The sequence below is a fragment of the Devosia chinhatensis genome (assembly GCF_000969445.1).
GTDB classification, from domain to species: Bacteria; Pseudomonadota; Alphaproteobacteria; order Rhizobiales; family Devosiaceae; genus Devosia; species Devosia chinhatensis.
Genome location: NZ_JZEY01000061.1, coordinates 73,048 through 90,096, shown reverse-complemented (window position 1 = coordinate 90,096; position 17,049 = coordinate 73,048). Strand labels below are relative to the sequence as shown.

General features: G+C 61.2%; 20 protein-coding genes and 1 riboswitch. Of the genes, 9 read left to right on the top strand and 11 right to left on the bottom strand.

Going from position 1 to position 17,049, the window contains the following annotated elements; all coding sequences use genetic code 11:
• Positions 1-86: 86 nt before the first annotated feature.
• Positions 87-195: riboswitch (TPP riboswitch) on the bottom strand.
• Positions 196-312: 117 nt separating this feature from the next.
• Both VE26_RS10845 and VE26_RS10840 read left to right on the top strand, forming a co-directional pair.
• Entirely contained in the window at positions 313-564 is a 252-nt protein-coding gene (locus VE26_RS10845; RefSeq protein WP_046105316.1) for a GlsB/YeaQ/YmgE family stress response membrane protein, read from the top strand.
• Positions 565-603: 39 nt separating this feature from the next.
• Entirely contained in the window at positions 604-972 is a 369-nt protein-coding gene (locus VE26_RS10840) for a response regulator (protein WP_046105315.1), read from the top strand.
• A 59-nt stretch (positions 973-1,031) separates the two neighbouring features.
• Here VE26_RS10840 and VE26_RS10835 read toward each other — a convergent pair whose 3' ends face one another.
• The gene (locus VE26_RS10835; protein ID WP_046105314.1) at positions 1,032-2,639 is read right to left on the bottom strand and encodes a bifunctional metallophosphatase/5'-nucleotidase; all 1,608 of its coding nucleotides are present in this window, start codon (positions 2,637-2,639) and stop codon (positions 1,032-1,034) included.
• 223 nt (positions 2,640-2,862) lie between these two features.
• On the opposite strand from VE26_RS10835, the gene VE26_RS10830 reads away from it, so the two are divergent.
• Both VE26_RS10830 and VE26_RS10825 read left to right on the top strand, forming a co-directional pair.
• A complete protein-coding gene (locus tag VE26_RS10830) occupies positions 2,863-3,513 on the top strand; it encodes a ThuA domain-containing protein (RefSeq protein ID WP_046105313.1) in 651 nt (216 codons plus the stop codon).
• A 104-nt stretch (positions 3,514-3,617) separates the two neighbouring features.
• Positions 3,618-4,313: a superoxide dismutase gene (locus VE26_RS10825; RefSeq protein WP_280136885.1), complete on the top strand. Its 696-nt coding sequence runs from the start codon at positions 3,618-3,620 to the stop codon at positions 4,311-4,313.
• 68 nt (positions 4,314-4,381) lie between these two features.
• On the opposite strand, the gene VE26_RS10820 is transcribed toward VE26_RS10825, so the two are convergent.
• A complete protein-coding gene (locus VE26_RS10820) occupies positions 4,382-5,017 on the bottom strand; it encodes an NrsF family protein (protein ID WP_046105312.1) in 636 nt (211 codons plus the stop codon).
• Positions 5,014-5,538 carry a sigma-70 family RNA polymerase sigma factor gene (locus tag VE26_RS10815; RefSeq protein ID WP_046106244.1) on the bottom strand — a complete coding sequence of 175 codons (525 nt, stop codon included), beginning with the start codon at positions 5,536-5,538 and terminating at the stop codon, positions 5,014-5,016. Before VE26_RS10815 ends, VE26_RS10820 begins: the two co-directional genes overlap by 4 nt.
• A gap of 188 nt (positions 5,539-5,726) precedes the next feature.
• Between VE26_RS10815 and VE26_RS10810 the strand changes: the two genes are divergently transcribed.
• The 4 genes from VE26_RS10810 (at position 5,727) to VE26_RS10795 (ending at position 9,478) form a co-directional block, all read left to right on the top strand.
• Positions 5,727-6,008 (top strand): hypothetical protein, encoded by a 282-nt coding sequence (locus tag VE26_RS10810; RefSeq protein WP_152658823.1) that lies wholly within the window; start codon positions 5,727-5,729, stop codon positions 6,006-6,008.
• An 84-nt stretch (positions 6,009-6,092) separates the two neighbouring features.
• Positions 6,093-6,941: a cytochrome b/b6 domain-containing protein gene (locus tag VE26_RS10805; protein ID WP_052715983.1), complete on the top strand. Its 849-nt coding sequence runs from the start codon at positions 6,093-6,095 to the stop codon at positions 6,939-6,941.
• Complete coding sequence (locus tag VE26_RS10800) at positions 6,938-7,729, top strand: molybdopterin-dependent oxidoreductase (protein ID WP_046105309.1); 792 nt, start codon at positions 6,938-6,940, stop codon at positions 7,727-7,729. Before VE26_RS10805 ends, VE26_RS10800 begins: the two co-directional genes overlap by 4 nt.
• 309 nt (positions 7,730-8,038) lie before the next feature.
• Complete coding sequence (locus VE26_RS10795; protein WP_425283857.1) at positions 8,039-9,478, top strand: DEAD/DEAH box helicase; 1,440 nt, start codon at positions 8,039-8,041, stop codon at positions 9,476-9,478.
• A 63-nt stretch (positions 9,479-9,541) separates the two neighbouring features.
• Here the strand turns inward: VE26_RS10795 and VE26_RS10790 are convergent, their stop codons facing one another.
• The 8 genes from VE26_RS10790 to VE26_RS17475 form a co-directional block, all read right to left on the bottom strand.
• Complete coding sequence (locus tag VE26_RS10790; RefSeq protein WP_046105308.1) at positions 9,542-10,954, bottom strand: alpha,alpha-trehalose-phosphate synthase (UDP-forming); 1,413 nt, start codon at positions 10,952-10,954, stop codon at positions 9,542-9,544.
• Between the two features lie 60 nt (positions 10,955-11,014).
• Complete coding sequence (otsB, locus tag VE26_RS10785) at positions 11,015-11,809, bottom strand: trehalose-phosphatase (protein WP_052715847.1); 795 nt, start codon at positions 11,807-11,809, stop codon at positions 11,015-11,017.
• 308 nt (positions 11,810-12,117) lie between these two features.
• Positions 12,118-12,747 carry a cytidine/deoxycytidylate deaminase family protein gene (locus tag VE26_RS10780; RefSeq protein WP_046105307.1) on the bottom strand — a complete coding sequence of 210 codons (630 nt, stop codon included), beginning with the start codon at positions 12,745-12,747 and terminating at the stop codon, positions 12,118-12,120.
• Positions 12,744-13,490, bottom strand: a complete 747-nt coding sequence (locus tag VE26_RS10775; RefSeq protein ID WP_046105306.1) for an META domain-containing protein — start codon at positions 13,488-13,490, stop codon at positions 12,744-12,746. The genes VE26_RS10780 and VE26_RS10775 overlap by 4 nt, the downstream gene beginning before the upstream one ends.
• A gap of 89 nt (positions 13,491-13,579) precedes the next feature.
• A complete protein-coding gene (locus VE26_RS10770; RefSeq protein WP_046105305.1) occupies positions 13,580-14,074 on the bottom strand; it encodes an ureidoglycolate lyase in 495 nt (164 codons plus the stop codon).
• 3 nt (positions 14,075-14,077) lie between these two features.
• On the bottom strand, positions 14,078-14,896 hold the full coding sequence (locus VE26_RS10765; RefSeq protein ID WP_046105304.1) for a bifunctional allantoicase/(S)-ureidoglycine aminohydrolase: 819 nt from the start codon (positions 14,894-14,896) through the stop codon (positions 14,078-14,080).
• Between the two features lie 73 nt (positions 14,897-14,969).
• Positions 14,970-16,088 carry a baeRF8 domain-containing protein gene (locus VE26_RS10760; RefSeq protein WP_046105303.1) on the bottom strand — a complete coding sequence of 373 codons (1,119 nt, stop codon included), beginning with the start codon at positions 16,086-16,088 and terminating at the stop codon, positions 14,970-14,972.
• Between the two features lie 99 nt (positions 16,089-16,187).
• Entirely contained in the window at positions 16,188-16,520 is a 333-nt protein-coding gene (locus VE26_RS17475) for an ArsR/SmtB family transcription factor (RefSeq protein WP_084620367.1), read from the bottom strand.
• Positions 16,521-16,569: 49 nt separating this feature from the next.
• Between VE26_RS17475 and VE26_RS10750 the strand changes: the two genes are divergently transcribed.
• Positions 16,570-17,028 (top strand): SRPBCC family protein, encoded by a 459-nt coding sequence (locus VE26_RS10750; RefSeq protein ID WP_046105301.1) that lies wholly within the window; start codon positions 16,570-16,572, stop codon positions 17,026-17,028.
• Positions 17,029-17,049: the final 21 nt, after the last annotated feature.

Genomic DNA, 17,049 nt, shown 5'->3' with positions numbered 1-17,049 from the left:
AAATCGATGCAGTCGAAATCGATCCGGATAGAGTCGGGTCTCTCTTTCCTGTCGCAAGACAAGGCAAAGAGCAGGATTTGGCGATGCGCATCGTGCATTCCATCTCGCTCCGCTGGCATTATCCAGATCAGCTTGAAGGGTTCGCAGCCTGCGCCGCATCTCAGCTTCCGAGCGGAAGCACCCCTGTGGACGAGCAAAGCTTAAGCCAACCCGCGCTCATAAGGCAAGGCTGCATCCTTCGGACGTCGCAGATGCGGTGCAACCCGGTTGGGGCCTGCCGAATTATTTGGGCACCAAACAACGGAGCGTCACATGTCCATTCTCGGAGCCATCATCATCGGCTTTTTTGCCGGTCTTATCGCCAAGTGGGTCACACCTGGCGACAACAAGCCCAGCGGGTTCATCCTCACGACCGTTCTGGGGATCGTCGGCTCGGTAGTGGCGACCTGGCTCGGGCAGCAGATCGGCTGGTATGGGCCCGGAGACGGGGCCGGCTTCATCGCCTCGATTGTTGGTGCGGTGATCGTGCTGCTGATCTGGGGACAATTGGCGCGTCGCCGCTAAAGCTCTGCAACTTCTCAAATCCTTCCGCGTTTAGCAAAAATGAGCCCAGATCCTGTCAAACGTGCTTTTCTTGTCGTCGATGATGAACCCTTCGTCAGGATGGACCTTGCGGAGCTGGTGCGGGAATGCGGCCTGGAGGCCTATGAGGCCGGCAGCACGTCAGAAGCGCTCGCCGTGCTGGAACGGGCGGCAGAGAGCTTTTCAGGGCTCATCACCGATGTGAACATGCCGGGCTCGCGCAGCGGCTTCGTCCTGGCCAATCATGTGAGGGTCGTCTGGCCGCATATCCGCATCATCGTCGTTTCTGCAGGGCGCAAGCCGCTGACCGGTGAATTGCCAGCTGACACGGCCTTTATCGCCAAACCCTGGAACCAGGATGCGCTTTCGGCCGCCATCGGCGGCATCTGATGCAGAGCTGAACAGATGATAAAGAAAGGGCGCCTCGAGGGCGCCCTTCCTGTTTCAACCTATTCGACCACGGTGATGCGGCCGTCGGTATAGGGCGTATAGGTGCCGCCCTGCTTGGCGATATAGTCGGCAACGACCTGTTCCAGCGGCGGGCCGAAATCATAGGCATTGTCGCCTTCGGCAAAAGTGCCGTAACCATCGCCGCCACCGCGTACGTAGTTATTGGTGACGATCTTGTAGGTGGCCTCTTCGTCGATCGGCACCCATTCGTCGCCCTCGCCACGCACCATGACATCGCTGATGCGCTCGCCAGCAGGATTGGCCAGCGTGTAGGAATATTTCAGCCCGGCGACCTGAGCGAAGCGGCCAGCGCCGTTTTCGATGTCGCTCACGCCGTTTTCCAGAGCGTCGATGACGTCAGCGCCCGAGATTTCAACGGTTGCCAGCGTGTTGGAGAAAGGCAGGACGGTGAGGACTTCACCCATGGTGATGTCGCCTGCATCGATGGAGGAGCGAATGCCGCCGCCGTTCTGGAAGGCGATGGTCGCACCCTGGTCGGCGACGCGATCCAGAATCGCGTCGGCCAGCAGGTTGCCCATGGAGCACTCCTGGACGCGGCAGACTTCGCGGCTGCCTTCGAGTGGCTCGGTTGTGGTGCCGATGACTTCAGCCATCAATGCCTGGATCGGCTCCTCGAGTTCGGCGAGGCGGGTGACATAGGCTTCATAAGGCTCGACCGAGGCGTCCATGATGATGGGTGCGCCCTCGGCGGAGATGACATTGCCCTCATCGTCCCAAGTGACGACCAGGTCGCCCAGATATTTGGCATAGGCGCCCGCGGTCACGACCGGGACTTCCGCGCCATCCGGATTGTTGACCATCGTCGGATAGGGGCCAGCCGCGGCCTCGTCGGTGTTGGACAGAAGCGTGTGGGAATGGCCGCCAACGACAACGTCGATGCCCGGCACATTGGCCGCGATCTGCAGGTCCTGGGTATAGCCAACATGGGTCAGCGCGATGATCTTGTTGACGCCGGCAGCGGTCAGGGCGTCGACCTGGGTGCGCAGGCTTGTGATGGTGTCATCGAATTCAACGCCATCGCCTGGCGAAGAGGTTTCATCGGTGTCTTCGGCAAGGGCGGACACGAAGCCGATCTTCTCGCCGCCAACGTCGAGCACGTAGGTGCCCTCGAGTTTTCCGGCCAGCAGCGGCTCATTCTCGACATTGGTATTGCCCGAGATGATCGGGAAGTTTGCGGCCTCGAGGAAGGCGGCAAGTTCCTCGGGACCGTCATCGAACTCGTGATTGCCGACCGCCATGACCTCGATCCCGAGGTCATTGGCGAACTCGGCGATGATCTCGCTGCGATATTGGGTGTAGAACAGCGACCCCTGGAACTGATCGCCAGCGTCAACCAGAACAACGTTCTGGCCGTCGAGCTCGGCGCGCTTCGTGTCGATCGCCGTCTTCAGGCGGGCGATGCCGCCAAAGCATTCGCCGGCGGCGTCGGTCTCGACATCACAATTGGAATCGGTGCCGGTGATGGGCCCGAAGCGGGAATGGAAATCATTGATGTGCAGGATGTTGAGCGTGAACTCAGCATAGGCCGCGCTGGAGAAGCCGGCACAGAGTGTGAGCGCGGTGGCGCCCAACAGTATTTTTTTCATCCCTGTTATCCCTTTGCTTTTTGTGTTCGACGTCGCAGCAATGCCGCACCAGACGTTAGGCGTCCGCGTCGAGAAGCAGTTAAGCAGCTATTTATGACAGGCGAAAGTGGACCTTTTGGTCAAATTTTGACCTGTGAAGCCTCCTGCACACGATGGCGGCGATGGGGTTTCAATACCGAACCAGTAGGGTATTCTCCGCGCGTTTGATTTGCGGGGTATCCAGATGCGCAGTGCTTTGATCGTCTATGGTGGCTGGGAAGGTCATGACCCGGAGGAGTGTGCCTCTATCTATCGCCGCTGGCTGCATGAAGATGGATTCTCGGTGCGCACCGCAACGGAAACCAGCGCCTTTGCCGATCCGTCCATTCATGAGCTGTCGCTGATCATCCCGATCTACACCATGAGCAAGATCGCCAAAGAAGAGGTCGAGAACCTTACCAAGGCCGTGCAGAGCGGTGTGGGGCTCGCCGGCCATCATGGCGGCATGAGCGATGCGTTCCGCGATGCGGTGGATTATCAGTTCATGGTCGGTGGCCAATGGGTCGCCCATCCGGGCAATATCATCGACTATACGGTGGACGTCGCCAAGCCCGACGATCCGATCATGGCGGGGATCAAGTCGTTCCCCTACACGTCCGAGCAATATTACATGCATGTCGATCCGTCGATCGAAGTGCTGGCGACCACGACCTTTACCGGCGAGCATGCCGACTGGATCGACGGTGTGGTGATGCCGGTCGCCTGGAAGCGCCAGCACGGCAAAGGGCGCGTGTTCCATATGACGCTGGGGCACAGCGCCAAGGAATTCGAGAACGCCAATATGGCCACGATCCTGCGTCGCGGCATGAACTGGGCTGCCCGCGACGAGCAATAGGCGGCACCGCGAACACGAAAGTCTTATCGCCTCGCGAAAATTGCCGGGGAACTTGATGTGCAGGGGGCAGGTTTGCTCCCTGTATCGTCAAAGGAACCCAAACGATGAATTTCATGCCCGCTACCGGCGCCGCGATCGCCGTCCTCGCCCTTTCCATGCCGGCCATGGCCCAGGAAAGTGCAGCCTTCAGCCTGCCGGAGCTCGGCTACGATTATGACGCGCTCGAACCAGTGATCGACGCGCAAACGATGGAGCTGCATCACAGCAAGCACCATCAGAGCTTTGTCGACAACCTCAACAATGCTGTCGAAGACGGCACCATCCCTGCTGACGCCAATGTCGAGGACTTGGTCGCATCGGCGAGCGAATATCCTACGGGGATCCGCAATAGCGCCGGCGGCCATTGGAACCATACCTTCTTCTGGCAGATCATCGGGCCGGTCGAAGAAGCCGGTGAGCCCAGCGATGACTTTGCGGCGGCGATCGATGCGGTCTATGGCTCAATGGACGAGTTCAAGGCGGCCTTCGAGGAAGCCGGTGCTGGTCGGTTCGGTTCGGGCTGGGTATGGCTGGTGGTAACCGATGCCGGTGAACTCGAAATCACCACGACGCCAAACCAGGATAATCCGCTGATGGACCTGGCCGAAGTGCAGGGCACGCCCGTTTTGGGCAATGACGTGTGGGAACACGCCTACTATCTCACCTACAACAACCGCCGCGCGGAATATCTGAGCAATTGGTGGGATGTGGTGAACTGGGATGAAGTGTCCGACCGTTACGCCCAGGCACTCGCCGAGTAAGCATGCCGGCCTTTTAACCTGTGGACGCTGCGGCCTTGGCTGCGGCGTCGTTCTCATTGGCAGGCCGGTTACCAGCGCAGAAGCAGGCGCCCCAGGATGGCCCCGAGCAGGGCCGTCATCAGAATCCCGAGAGTGTACCAGACAGCCATGAACATCAGGCCGGTTTCCCCGCAATAGAAGGCATAGGCCCAGGCGCCAAACCCTCCGGCGACAAGCCCGGCGGCAAAGCCTGCCAACGTCGCTGACCGAGGGGCGGCCGTGCGCAGAGCTGCGAGCAGGGCACAAAGGATCGGCGCGCCGGTGAGGGTGATCAGCCAGGGGCAAACCATGGCCGTGCCGCCCATTAGCGCTGGCCGGGCCCAATCGTCAGCCATCCATGATATCGTGCCTAGCGAGAGCGCGAGCACGACAAGCAGGGCGGCGCCGGCCAGCGGCCAGATTATGCGCCCATCGGGCCGAGCCAGAACGGGCGTGGCGGCGAGGCCGAGCATGCCGAAGGCGAGCGTATAGCCGGCCTTTACCCAGAACATCGGGCTGCCGAAAGCCGCACCGAAAGGTCGTCCGATGGCGGTGAGCAGGATGGCGCCGCCGATGCAGGCCATGATGAGGCCGATGGTGAATGCAAATGCCAAACGCCGTTCCATGGCGCGCGGCGGGGTGGGCTTGAGATCGGAGGCGAGGCGATCAATGAGATCGTTTGTCATGTGTCGCCTCCGGCAAAGCGTTGCATCAGGGATTTGAGGCCACGGTGAATGCTCACCTTGGCGGCGGTCTCGCTCATGTTATGGCGTGCGGCAGCTTCGGCGATGCTGGCGCCCTCAATGCGAGTCTGGCGGATGAGGTCGGCGGTGCGATCAGGAATGTGCGCCAAGGCGATTTCCACGTCGTGCCGATCTGCGCTCTGGCCGCTTTCATCCACTGCAAAAACAGACGCGTCGTCTTCCAGAGCGATGGTTGGGCGGATGGAATAGCGGCGGATATGATCGACGAATTTGTGGTGCGCCACGGCATGAAGCCAGGCGGTGAAAGGGCGGTTCCTGTCATAGGTCGCGCGACGCGAATGTATCGCGAGCAGGGTCTCTTGCACGAGGTCCTCCGCATGGGCGGCATGGGCAGGGCTCAGGCGGCGGGCAAACCAAGGCTTAAGATAGCGGGTGAGCTCGGACAAAAGCTTCCTGTATGCCACCGCGTCGCCATCCAGCGCCGCGAGCATGAGTGTGCGCATCCGTTCTTCAATGGCATCTGCCTGCATCACCAGCCCATTCGCTTGCGGCATGGGAGAGGTTACATGGCTGGATAAAAAAGCGATCACAGAACACGGCTGCGTGAAGCCGTAACCAAGTTTGGGAGGCGCACGAATGGGCTTGCATGAATCGCTGGCAATGGGCTGCGGTCGTTCAAGGGAGCCTGATCATGTCCACCAAATTTCTTGCAATCTCTGTATTGTCTGCTCTGCTGATGACGCTGGCTAGCGCAGCCCAGGCGCAGGATGCCGTGGCCACCGATCCGATGATGGACAGTATGGGTGGCGACAGCATGATGGCCACGATGAGCGAGGAAGACTTCGCCACCTGCATAGCGCAGGCCAAGGCCATCACCTTTTCGGATGTCGCCATGGTGGCCGAGACAGCGTGCCAGGACTTTCACAAGGGACACGATGCCATGGGCGGCGACTCAATGACGTCCGCGCAGTAAAGTTGTCGTGACGGCGGCCATCTGCGCAATATGATGCAACGTTATGAGTGCAGGTGGTCGCCACGTTTTTGGTGGGAGGGAATGATGACAGAGCCGGAAATTGCGCCGCCGCAACGTGGCCCACTGGTCTATCGCCAGTCCATCTGGACGCGGCTGACCCATTGGACATGGGCGCTTTGCCTGTTCTTCCTTTTGCTGTCGGGGTTGCAGATCTTCAACGCCCATCCAGCACTGTATATAGGGCAGCAGAGCGGGTTCGAATTCGACAACGCCGTCTTGCGGATCGGGGCCATCAACACGCCCGAAGGACCGCGCGGGCAAACGACCGTTTTCGGGCAGACCTATGATACAAGCGGCATCCTGGGGATGAGCGGACCGGAGGGCAATCCTGTCTATACGGCTTTTCCAGGCAGCGTTACCATTCCTTCGTTTCGTGATCTTGCGACAGGGCGCGTCGTACACTTTTTCTTCGGCTGGATCTTCGTTGCGGCATTGTTCGTCTGGTTCCTGGCGAGCTTCATCAACGGGCATCTGCGGCGGGACATCCTCCCCAAGCCAAGCGATGTCGGCGGCCTGCCACGGGATGTTCTCGACCACGCACGCTTCCGCTTCCATCATGGGCGGGTCTATTCGCCGTTGCAGAAGCTGAGCTATTTCACCGTTTTCTTCGTCCTCTTTCCGCTGATCATCCTCACCGGCCTGACCATGAGCCCTGGCATGGATGCTGCCTGGCCGTGGCTTCTCGACGTGTTCGGGGGGCGTCAGACGGCACGCACCATCCATTTCGTCGTCATGGTGCTCCTCGTGGCGTTCTTCATCGTCCATATCGCCATGGTCTTGCTGGCCGGGCCGATTAACGAGCTGCGCTCGATGATTACCGGCTGGTATCGGACCAGTCCCGGTACACAAAGCCAAGAGGGAGATCGCTCATGAGCCGGCTGATCATCAATCGCCGCCGCTTCCTGCTCGGTTCGGCCGCACTGGGCTCGGGCCTTGCCGTGTCGGGCTGCGACCAGTTCGATTTCCTCGCTCAACGCGACAATAGGGTGCGCGCAGTCATGGAGCGCGCCAATGTGCTGACCTATTCCGCGCAGCGTGCGCTGATTGGCGATCAGGTGCTGGCGCGGGAATATGCGCAAAGCGAAATCCGGCAGGGGATGAAGCCGAATGGTTCGACCGAGCCGACAACGCCCGAATACATGTTCCTGCGCGAAGCCAATTTCGAGCCCTATCGGCTGACCATCAAGGGCATGGTCGACCGCGAGGTCAGCTTTTCGCTGGCCGAATTGCGCAACATGCCCAGCCGCACCCAGATCACGCGCCATGATTGCGTCGAGGGATGGAGCTGTATTGCCAAATGGACGGGGACGCCGCTCGGCCCGGTGCTGGATCAGGCGGGGGTGAGGCCTGGCGCTCGCTATGCCGTCTATCACTGCTTCGACAATATCCAGCGGACACTGAGCGGGGACGTGCTCTATTACACGAGCTCGGATCTCGTCGACGCCTATCACCCGCAGAGTATTCTCAGCTATGGGCTCAATGACCAGGCATTGCCGGTGAGCAATGGTGCGCCAATCCGCCTGCGGATAGAGCGGGCGCTGGGTTACAAGCAGCCCAAATATCTGCACACGATCGAGCTGGTGGATGACCTCGCGCCGTTCGGTCGCGGCAAGGGCGGCTATTGGGAGGACAATGGCTATGACTGGTACGGCGGCATCTAGCCCCGTACCCGTCTGACATGAGCCCGCGTCATGCGGGGTGATCTTGCCGCTGCAGTTCACCCATGCGCAGCCAAAGCTTGCTATTTTCGGGCAGTTCCCCCATATGTGCCCTGCGTCGCGGCCTAGGGCCGTCGATGGACTTCTCTTCTTACTCATGCGGTGAGCGGCGAAGTCGGCCCGATGATCTCATACCGGGTTTGAGCCAGCACCCGCGCGATATTTCCTATCGCCCGATTGCATTTTGAAGAAGCGTCACGCTGCGTGCAGCATGGCGCCTGCGCGGCATCGCGCACCATGAAAGACAAAAGTTTGACCGATTTCATTTCGCTCGGCCTGCCGACCCTGATCACCGACAGCCTTACGGCCGGCGGCTTCACCGAGCCCACCAAAATCCAGAGCCAAGCCATTCCCAAGCTTCTCGAAGGCCGGGACATGCTGGGCATTGCCCAGACCGGTTCGGGCAAGACGGCGGCCTTCGGCCTGCCGATCCTGGCCGGCCTGCTTGGCCTTACCGGGCGGCCGCGCCCCATGACGACGCGCGCGCTGATCCTGGCGCCGACGCGTGAACTGGCCGTGCAGATCGACGAAAATATCCGCAAGTTTGCCGGCTCCAAGATGAAGCTCGACACGGTGCTCGTGCTGGGTGGCGTGTCGCGCTACCATCAGGTCCAGAAGATCGCCAAGGGCGTGGACGTGGTCGTGGCGACGCCGGGCCGGCTCAAGGACCTGCTCGACGACAACAAGATCCGCCTCAACGAGACGCGCTGGCTGGTGCTGGACGAAGCCGATCGCATGCTCGACATGGGCTTCATCGCCCCGGTGCGCGCCATTGCCAAGGCCATCGGCCTGCGCCGCCAGACGATGCTGTTCTCGGCCACCATGGCCACCGAAATCGAAGACCTGGCAAAGACGCTGCTGAAAGAACCGATCAAGGTCGAGGCGGCGCCGCAGGGCTCCACCGTGGTCAAGATCGACCAGCGCGTGATCATGTCCGGTTCGAAGGCCAAGCGTGGCGTGCTCAACGGCCTGCTCGACGACGAGAAGGAAGGCATGGACCGCGTGATCATCTTCTCGCGCACAAAGCACGGTGCCGATCGCGTCGCCAAGAACCTCGCCATCGATGGGCATGAAGCAGCGGCCATTCACGGCAACAAGAGCCAGAATGCCCGCCAGGCGGCGCTCAAGGGTTTTGCCAATGGCACGGTGCGCATCCTTGTCGCGACCGATATCGCGGCGCGTGGCATCGACGTGCAGGGTATTACCCATGTGGTCAATTACGAACTGCCCGACGATCCGGAAAACTATGTGCACCGCATCGGGCGCACGGGGCGCAACGGCGCATCCGGTATTGCGATCACCCTTTGCGACGGCACCGAAAAGAGCAAGCTGCGCGATGTCGAACGCCTGATCCGCCGCACACTGCCGGTCTCGGGCGATGTGAATCTGGTCGAGGAAGCGCCAGCCCCGCGTGCCGCACGGAACGCGCCTGGTGCTCCGGCTGGTGCTCGCACGGCGCGCAATCCCAAGCAGAACGCCCGCAAGTTCAATACGCCCCGTCCTGGCGGCGAGCGGACCAAGAATGCAGCAGCCAATGGGCAGCGCCCCAATGGTGAGACAAAGATGGTGCGGCGCGATGCCGAGACCGGCAAGGTCATCGGCACCAATCCCGGCGCCGCCAAGAGCGGCAAGCCGCGCTGGACCAAGGGTCAGCGCGATGCCGGCAGGGCCCGGCGCTCGGCAGCCAATTAACAAATTAAGGGCGGTCCCGATGGACCGCCCTTTTTTTGTTCTGAAGCGTTCTCGCCTCTGTCGTCAGGCGACGGAGGCGAGGTAAAGAATGTCGCGGGTGCCGCTCTGCGGCATCGACCCTGGGGCAAGGCGGTCAAGAAAGCTTGCGGCCCAGTTATCGACATTGTGGTGCTTGGCCGCGTTCATCAGGGCCTGCCAGCGCTGCTGGCGTTCCTCGATCGGCATGTCGAGAGCGATGCGCAGTGCTTCGGCAGTCTCGTCGGTATCGAACGGGTTGACGAGAAGCGCCTCGGGAAAGATTTCCGCAGCACCGGCAAAACGGGACAGGACCAGCACGCCTGGATCGGCCGGATTCTGCGACCCCACATATTCGTGGGCCACAAGGTTCATGCCATCGCGAAGCGGTGTCACCAGGCCCACCTTGGCCAAGCGATAAAGCCCGGCCAGGCTCGGCTGGCCGTAGGCGCGCTTCACATAGGTCAGAGGCTGCCAGTCAGGTTCGGCGAAATGCCCCATGACGCGTCCGCACATAGCGTCGAGCGTATCGCTCGTTTCCTGATATTCCTTGATGCTGTCGCGCGAGGGCGGCGCTACCTGAAGCAGGTGCACGGAGCGACGCAAGCGGGCATTGTTGGCCAGGAGCTTTTCATAGGCCTCGACCCGTTGCGGCAGGCCCTTGGAATAATCGAGCCTATCCACGCCAAGAATAAGCCGCTGATCCCCCAAGGCCCGCTTCATCCGATGCACCATCTTGGTTCCCGCCGGGCTGACAGAAAGCCGCGCGAAGGCATCCGGGTCCGAGCCGATCGGGAAGGCATCGACTTCCGTGCGGCTGAAATCGATGGTTTCGCTGCGATGGCCGCCAAAAGTGGAGGGCATCTGATGCTCGGCGAATTCCGTGAAGGCGGCCACGTCGCGGCGGGCCTGCATGCCCACGAGATCATAGCGCGAGAGATCGCGCATCAATTCCTCATGGTGCGGAATTGCATAGAGCGCATCCGCCGTGGGAAAGGGGATGTGCAGATAGAAGCCGATGCGATTGCGCGCACCGAGCGCGCGCAGTTCGGAAGCCAGCGGGATGAGATGGTAGTCATGCACCCAGATGACGTCATCCGGCTTGAGCAGGGGCAGCAAAGCGCGGGCGAACTGGTGGTTCACCCGGCGATAACCTTCGTACCAATGGCTTTCTATGGTTGCGAGGTCGAGGCGGAGGTGAAAACTCGGCCAGAGGATAGAATTGGAAAATCCCGCATAATAGGCGTGGTGATCATCGCGGGTGAGATCGATCTGGCCCACCTGCAGGCCATCGATATCCTCGAAGCGGGCCTCTCGCGCCGGCTGCTCGGTCAACTTTCCCGACCAGCCGAACCAGAACCCTTCGCGTTCGCTCAGTACCTTGCGCAATGCCACTGCCAGGCCGCCAGCGACCGGGCCTTTGCCGGGAGTGCGGTTCGATACGATGACAATGCGGCTCATGAGGGTTCTGGCTCCTTTTCGGCTCTCTTCAGCAACAACCGGAACAATCCGGCCGGTCGATCAGTGTGTGGCGTCCGACAAAAGCGGCTCAGCTTCAGGATCGCGATGGGCGAGGTCGCCGAGCCCGCGAAGCAAGGCGTAGACCGAGTCCACGTCGGCTATGCGCATGCGGGCAACAGTATCCCCCGAACCCAGCTTGATGCCGATGCCGCCCAGTTCCTGCGCGGCCCGAAAGGCGTCCTCGTCGGTTCGGTCATCGCCGATAAAGATCGGGGTCCGGCCGGCAAAAGGCTCTTCCTGCATGAAGGCGCGCAGGGCGGCGCCCTTGTCGAAGCCTACAGGGCGAGCCTCGAGCACCATCTTGCCCGGAACGAGCGTGAATTGCGGATGCTCGACCAGCGCTTCCTGCATCGCCTGGTGCACCTCGCCCTCCAGCTCCGGGGCCTGGCGAAAATGCATAGCCACCGCGCCGTCCTTGGCCTCGACCAGCAGGCCGGGATTGGCAATGGCAAGCGGCTGAAGCGATTGCGCTATGGCGTCGGCGCCGGAAATGACGGCATCGTCGATTGCTTCGAGTGTGCCGTCGGCGCGACGGCGCTGTGCTCCGTGCGCACCTGCGACGGGCAATTGCAATGGTGCCAGATAATGGTCGATCTCAGCAATTTCGCGGCCGGTCAAAACCGCAAAGGCATGGTCGAAATCCTGCAAAGCGCGGTCGATGCGCTCGGTCAGCTCGGACGGCACATCAATGGCATCAGGCGTTTCGGCAATTTCGACCAGCGTGCCGTCGAAATCGGTAAAAACGGCGAGCCGCGGGACCGCGCCGCCGCCGTTTTGTATCATCGGGTCGGACATGGGTGTTCCCCTGGTTGCACAAGTCGTCATCAAGTGAAACGCCGCTGCCCGGAAAAGGTTCGGTCAGCATGGCTGACATGCGTCCGGCAGGATTTACGCAGGACCCCAAGACGGCATAGTCACAGCGCTTCGAGCAATTGCTTGAGACCCGGACGCGAGGGGTGGACTATGCCGACACGGAAAGCCTTGATGCAATTCCTGGCAGGGGCGATTTTTGCCCTCGGTCTTAGTGCCCTTACCTTTGTCGCGTCGCAGGCCGAGGTGCCGCAAAGCAGCTTCGTGCCTGCCGATCTGGCCATCAAATAGGCTCAAGCCAGCGGAATGTTCCGCTGCCCCTTATCCTTCTGATAGGTGGCGGACAATTCGCCATAATATGCTGCGATGTCGTCGAACCGCTCGAGCAGGGCTTCGCGGCTGCTTCTGTCGAGGCCTGCCAGCATGTCCTGGATGCCATGGCTGGTCCAGAAGGCATTGCTGCGATTGTAGAGATCGCGGTCCGGCGCCACGCTTCCGGTTTGTGGATCGGGCACAGCGTAAACCGCCTTGAGAATTTCGATATCGTAGGGAATGGCGAAGCTGTCGCGGCTGTCGGCATGGCTGAAGAGATAATAGAAATTGTCGAAGCCTGACCAGGTGATGCCAGAAAGGCAGAGCGAACAGGGCTCATGCGTTGCGAGGAACAGGCATTCGGCGGGTTTCGGGCGCTGGTCTTCGGGAAGTTCGAAGAAGCGCTTGATGGCATGCATTTCGCCGTGCCAGAGCGGATTTTCGATCTCGTTATTGGTTTCGGCCACGACCAGGGACAAGTCCGACTTGCGCAGGATAGCGGCGCCGAAGAGCTTGTTGCCCTTGCGCACACCCTCTGCCGTGCGCGGCGCGATGTCGTTTTCGATCACGTCGAAAAAGCGCGAAACGAGTGCGGCGCGGTCCATGCTCATTCTCCTTCTCGCACGAGGCCGATGAGCGGAATGCCGGCCGCATCGAGCAGGCGCAGGCGCGTACCATCGAGATCGAATTCGGCCACGGCTTCGAGCGCGGCGAAGAAACCGGCCTCCTGTGCCATGACGTCTGGAGCACAGGCCATGCGTGTGGCAGCGGCTGGCCCGAACGTGATGGCGCCTTCTGAGATGCTGGCTTCAGAAAAATAGTCGTTGCACCCGCTCTTGCCGCCCGCGCGCAGGTCGGCTGCAATGAGCAACGTCACGGGGCGTCCATTCAGTGTGGGGCGGCCGCCGATGCTGGTTACGGTCCATTCGGTGTCGATAAGGGCAGCGGGAAAGGTGGGCGCGGGAGGCCGCGCCAGTTGGCGCGGCTGGGACTGGACAACGATCTCGACCGGCTCGCTCGAAGTCGGATCGACCGGAGCCGGCGCCGCATTCCGGAACAGGACGGCGTCGCCGGCCTGGATTTCGGCGACAAGGCCATAGATGCCGTTCCCAAGAGGTCGATGCACGTTCAGGGAATAGGAGAGGGGTACCTGTCCCTTTGCCGGAATTCGGGCGGTTGCCCCAGCGAGGGATTGGCCCTCCGGCAGCGTCACAAGAGTAACGCGCAATTGGGCGCCGGACGGGAGGGCAATCCGCTCTCTATAGGTCACGGTGCCGGAAATGGTAACGGGCTGGGCCCAGGCCGGGACTATCATGGCCAGAAACACCAGGACGATTTGGAGCAGTCTGAACATGGTCTGGCCTTCTCCCCGTTTCACGACCCCAAACTATAGCAGCGCCGCAAGAGATGCGAGGCGAAGCACAAATCAGGGTTACGACGCGCTCAGCCTACAATGCGCCAAGGCCGGTCGAAGACGTGCTCTTCGAGGTTGTTGCCCTCGCCGCCCCGGTCCACGACGAGAAAGTCCGCGGGGCTGCCCAGAGGCGTCAGCACCCCATGCCAGGTATTCATGGCAATGTTGACGCCTTGCCCGCGCGCCGGGCGGAAGGCCCGAATGCGCACCGGCAGGCCGGCTTTGTCCTCGGCGACGATCACCAGCCATTCGGTGTCGGCGAGAGGGTAGAATGCCTGGCTGCCCAGGGGATGACGTTCCACCATGCGCAGATCCAGCGGGAGCGGATAGGGCTGACCGCGAAAGATGGAAATGAGGGGGCGGGGATGGACGCCCCCGAGCTCGACCCGCGCCAGGTCATGGTAGCGTTCAGTCATACCGGCATTGATCGGGTAATGATGGGCGCCATCGGTCGTTATGACCTGGCCGAATGGCGCGAAGGCTTCGACGGAAAGCGGCTTGATGGGCAGGAGACGATCGCTCATGGCTCAGAATGGCAGCTTGGCATGGCGGTTGACGTCCTTGTAGAGCAGATAGCGAAACCGTTGCGGGCCGGCATAACAGGCCTGCGGACAGAAGGCGCGCAGCCACATGAAGTCGCCTGGCTCCACTTCCACCCAATCGCGGTTCAGCCGGTAGACGGCCTTGCCCTCAAGCACATAAAGTCCGTGCTCCATGACATGGGTTTCCTCGAACGGAATTACCGCGCCAGGCTCGAGCGTGACGATGTTGACATGCATGTCGTGGCGAAGGTCAGTCGGCTCGACAAAGCGCGTCGTGCCCCATGTGTCCGAGGTGCCGGGCATCCAGCGGATCGGCTGGTCCTGCTCGTTGGTGACAAAGGCGTCGGGCAGGGCGATGCCCTCGGCGGCCTCGTAGCGCTTGCGCACCCAGTGAAAACGCACTGGTTCGGTGGACTTGTTGACAAGGCTCCAGGCCGCCCCAGGCGGAACGAAGGCGTAGCCGCCCTCGCGGAGATGATGGGTCTGGCCCGCAAGGGTCAGGGTCATTTCCCCTGCAACGACAAAAAGGACGCCTTCAGCTTCCGGGTTGGGCTCCGGCCGTTCGCTGCCACCGCCGGGCAGGACTTCCACGACATATTGCGAGAACGTCTCGGCGAAGCCGCTCATCGGACGGGCGATGATCCATGCGCGCGTATCGCGCCAATTGGGAAGATAGGAGGTGACAATATCGCGCATCACGCCGGCCGGGATAAGCGCATAGGCCTCGGTGAATACGGCGCGGCCGGTGTGAAGGGTCATCTGGCCGGGCAGGCCGGCTGGGGGAGAGGCGTAGGAGGAGGCCATGACTCACAATCAATAGTTGGGCAGCGGCCTTGAGGCCACCACCCAATGAGTAACGGCAAGTCGGGGCGCTTGGCTAGACCGGGTAGCGCAGGATTGCCGCCAGATCGCCGCCGCGGGGAATATCGTCACGGCGCACGGCCAGAACGCTTGCACCGGAAGCGAGGGCGCGGCCGGCGATTTCATCGACAATGCCATAGTCGAAGGCATCGGGCGTATCGGAGAACGTGACCGCACCGGTTTCTTCATCGACTTGCCCGTGCACCGTATGGTCGATGTCCACAAGCAAAGTGTCCACGGCGCCGAACGTGGCGGCGCGGGCGGCGTCCGATAGATCGCCGGTGGCGCGGTTCTGTCCTGCCCGGGTCTCGAATAGTTCTGCGAAGTCTTCGAGTTTACGGGCATAGCGGGCGTCGAGCACCGCTCTTGCCGCATCCGCCAGTTCGGTCTCGCTGAGGCGATCAGGGCTGCCGGCGATGATATCGGGCTCGAAGTCAAAGCCGCTCACTGAGCGCACAAGGGAGGCCACCGGTTCGGTTGCTGCCAGGATAAGCGGCAGGTCCTGCGCACCGATTACCGGCCGCAGCGCCGCGTCAATGCGCCGAACATATTTGGTGAGCTGAACCTTTTCGCCCTCGGAGCCATGAATGCGGCGCGCATGCGAGCGATCGTTGATGGTGGACTTGTTGACCGCGTCGGCGGCCCCATCGGGGAAATCGGGTACGTTCACCACAGTCGCCGGCAGGTCCGCTGCGATCTCAATCAGTCTCACCGAGTTTTCTGAAACAGCCAGAACATGGGCGGCATTGCGGAAGGTCACGGCGCGCAGGAGCGGTTTGAGGTGAAAGCGGTCTGAAACCTCGACCAGGTCGGTCAGCCGATTGGCAAGCCGGAAGGTGCGGATGGATTCCGGGGTCGCGAAGATGGCAAGACTATGAGCCTGATGGCGCCAGAAATCCTCGTCTTCGCCCAGATCGTCCAGGTGTTCGCCAAGGGCGGCGAGACGACGCTTGTCAAGACCGGCATCGGAAAGCTGGGCAAGAGCCTGCTTGCCGAGATTGCCTAGGGCAATCCTGCTTTTTTCGATATCCTGGGTGATCGGAGTGGTTTCGAGGTAGATCGAAACACTGGCCTCGTTCCGGGCGGCGCGAAGGGCGTCAAGGTCCTTATGCGTCGGGATATCGACATAAAGCATGCGGCATTTCCTTTCATCACGATGGTGTGCTGAAAAGCGAACGACGCAGAAACGCGAGGGTTTCGATCCGCGCCGCGAAAAGCCCTGACAATGGCGTGATCAATCAGCGGGCATATCCACCGCCCTAGAGAGACGGGACAACATTGCCGCAGCGTAGGCGGCGTAGGGACCAATCCAGCGCTCGTGAATTGCGTGCACGGGGAGGGCGTCCAGATGGTTCCAGCGCTTTCGGCCACGCTTTTCGGCATGCACGAGGCCTGCCCCTTCCAGCACGCCGAGATGCTGCATGATGGTGCAGCGATCCAGATCCGGGAACATCGCAACAAGGGCGCCAGTGGTCTGGGGGGCCTGCTTAAGATGATCGAGAAGGCGGCGGCGCACGCGGTGGCTCAACGCCTTGAAAACGAGGTCGTCTTTATCGTCATTTGACATGTTATGATATTATAACATATTGTGTGAGCGTTCAAGATGGAGCGTTGCGATGGCCTACGAATTCACCATCAGCGGTCGTATTTCCAAGCCGGTCCACGACGTTTTCGAAGCCGTTGCCGACCCAGCCAAGCTCTCGGGGTACTTCACCACAGGTGGCGCGCAGGGGCGGCTGGAAACCGGTGCGGTGGTCCAATGGGATTTCCATGATTTTCCCGGCGCGTTCCCCGTGCACGTGACAGAGGTCGTTCAAGACGAACGTATTGTGCTCAAATGGGAAGCGCCGGAGGATGGCGACGCCGCAGGCACCTACGACACTACCGTCACCATGACTTTCGAGGCCATTGCGCCGGACCGTACGCTGGTAAAGATCCATGAGGCAGGATGGCGAGAAAACGCGGCTGGCCAAAAGGCATCCTACGGCAATTGTGAAGGCTGGACCGGTATGCTGGCGGCGATGAAAGTCTATCTCGAGCACGGGATCAATCTGCGTCAGGACTTCTACAAGTAAGGCTTCGGTAGGGTTACCGAT

Excerpts from the sequence above, each read along its gene's own strand:
- VE26_RS10845 (WP_046105316.1), top strand. The coding sequence starts at position 313 with ATGTCCATTCTCGGAGCCATCATCATCGGCTTTTTTGCCGGTCTTATC.
- VE26_RS10840 (WP_046105315.1), top strand. The coding sequence starts at position 604 with ATGAGCCCAGATCCTGTCAAACGTGCTTTTCTTGTCGTCGATGATGAA.
- VE26_RS10835 (WP_046105314.1), bottom strand. The coding sequence starts at position 2,639 with ATGAAAAAAATACTGTTGGGCGCCACCGCGCTCACACTCTGTGCCGGC.
- VE26_RS10830 (WP_046105313.1), top strand. The coding sequence starts at position 2,863 with ATGCGCAGTGCTTTGATCGTCTATGGTGGCTGGGAAGGTCATGACCCG.
- VE26_RS10825 (WP_280136885.1), top strand. The coding sequence starts at position 3,618 with ATGAATTTCATGCCCGCTACCGGCGCCGCGATCGCCGTCCTCGCCCTT.
- VE26_RS10820 (WP_046105312.1), bottom strand. The coding sequence starts at position 5,017 with ATGACAAACGATCTCATTGATCGCCTCGCCTCCGATCTCAAGCCCACC.
- VE26_RS10815 (WP_046106244.1), bottom strand. The coding sequence starts at position 5,538 with ATGCGCACACTCATGCTCGCGGCGCTGGATGGCGACGCGGTGGCATAC.
- VE26_RS10810 (WP_152658823.1), top strand. The coding sequence starts at position 5,727 with ATGTCCACCAAATTTCTTGCAATCTCTGTATTGTCTGCTCTGCTGATG.
- VE26_RS10805 (WP_052715983.1), top strand. The coding sequence starts at position 6,093 with ATGACAGAGCCGGAAATTGCGCCGCCGCAACGTGGCCCACTGGTCTAT.
- VE26_RS10800 (WP_046105309.1), top strand. The coding sequence starts at position 6,938 with ATGAGCCGGCTGATCATCAATCGCCGCCGCTTCCTGCTCGGTTCGGCC.
- VE26_RS10790 (WP_046105308.1), bottom strand. The coding sequence starts at position 10,954 with ATGAGCCGCATTGTCATCGTATCGAACCGCACTCCCGGCAAAGGCCCG.
- otsB (WP_052715847.1), bottom strand. The coding sequence starts at position 11,809 with ATGTCCGACCCGATGATACAAAACGGCGGCGGCGCGGTCCCGCGGCTC.
- VE26_RS10780 (WP_046105307.1), bottom strand. The coding sequence starts at position 12,747 with ATGAGCATGGACCGCGCCGCACTCGTTTCGCGCTTTTTCGACGTGATC.
- VE26_RS10775 (WP_046105306.1), bottom strand. The coding sequence starts at position 13,490 with ATGTTCAGACTGCTCCAAATCGTCCTGGTGTTTCTGGCCATGATAGTC.
- VE26_RS10770 (WP_046105305.1), bottom strand. The coding sequence starts at position 14,074 with ATGAGCGATCGTCTCCTGCCCATCAAGCCGCTTTCCGTCGAAGCCTTC.
- VE26_RS10765 (WP_046105304.1), bottom strand. The coding sequence starts at position 14,896 with ATGGCCTCCTCCTACGCCTCTCCCCCAGCCGGCCTGCCCGGCCAGATG.
- VE26_RS10760 (WP_046105303.1), bottom strand. The coding sequence starts at position 16,088 with ATGCTTTATGTCGATATCCCGACGCATAAGGACCTTGACGCCCTTCGC.
- VE26_RS17475 (WP_084620367.1), bottom strand. The coding sequence starts at position 16,520 with ATGTCAAATGACGATAAAGACGACCTCGTTTTCAAGGCGTTGAGCCAC.
- VE26_RS10750 (WP_046105301.1), top strand. The coding sequence starts at position 16,570 with ATGGCCTACGAATTCACCATCAGCGGTCGTATTTCCAAGCCGGTCCAC.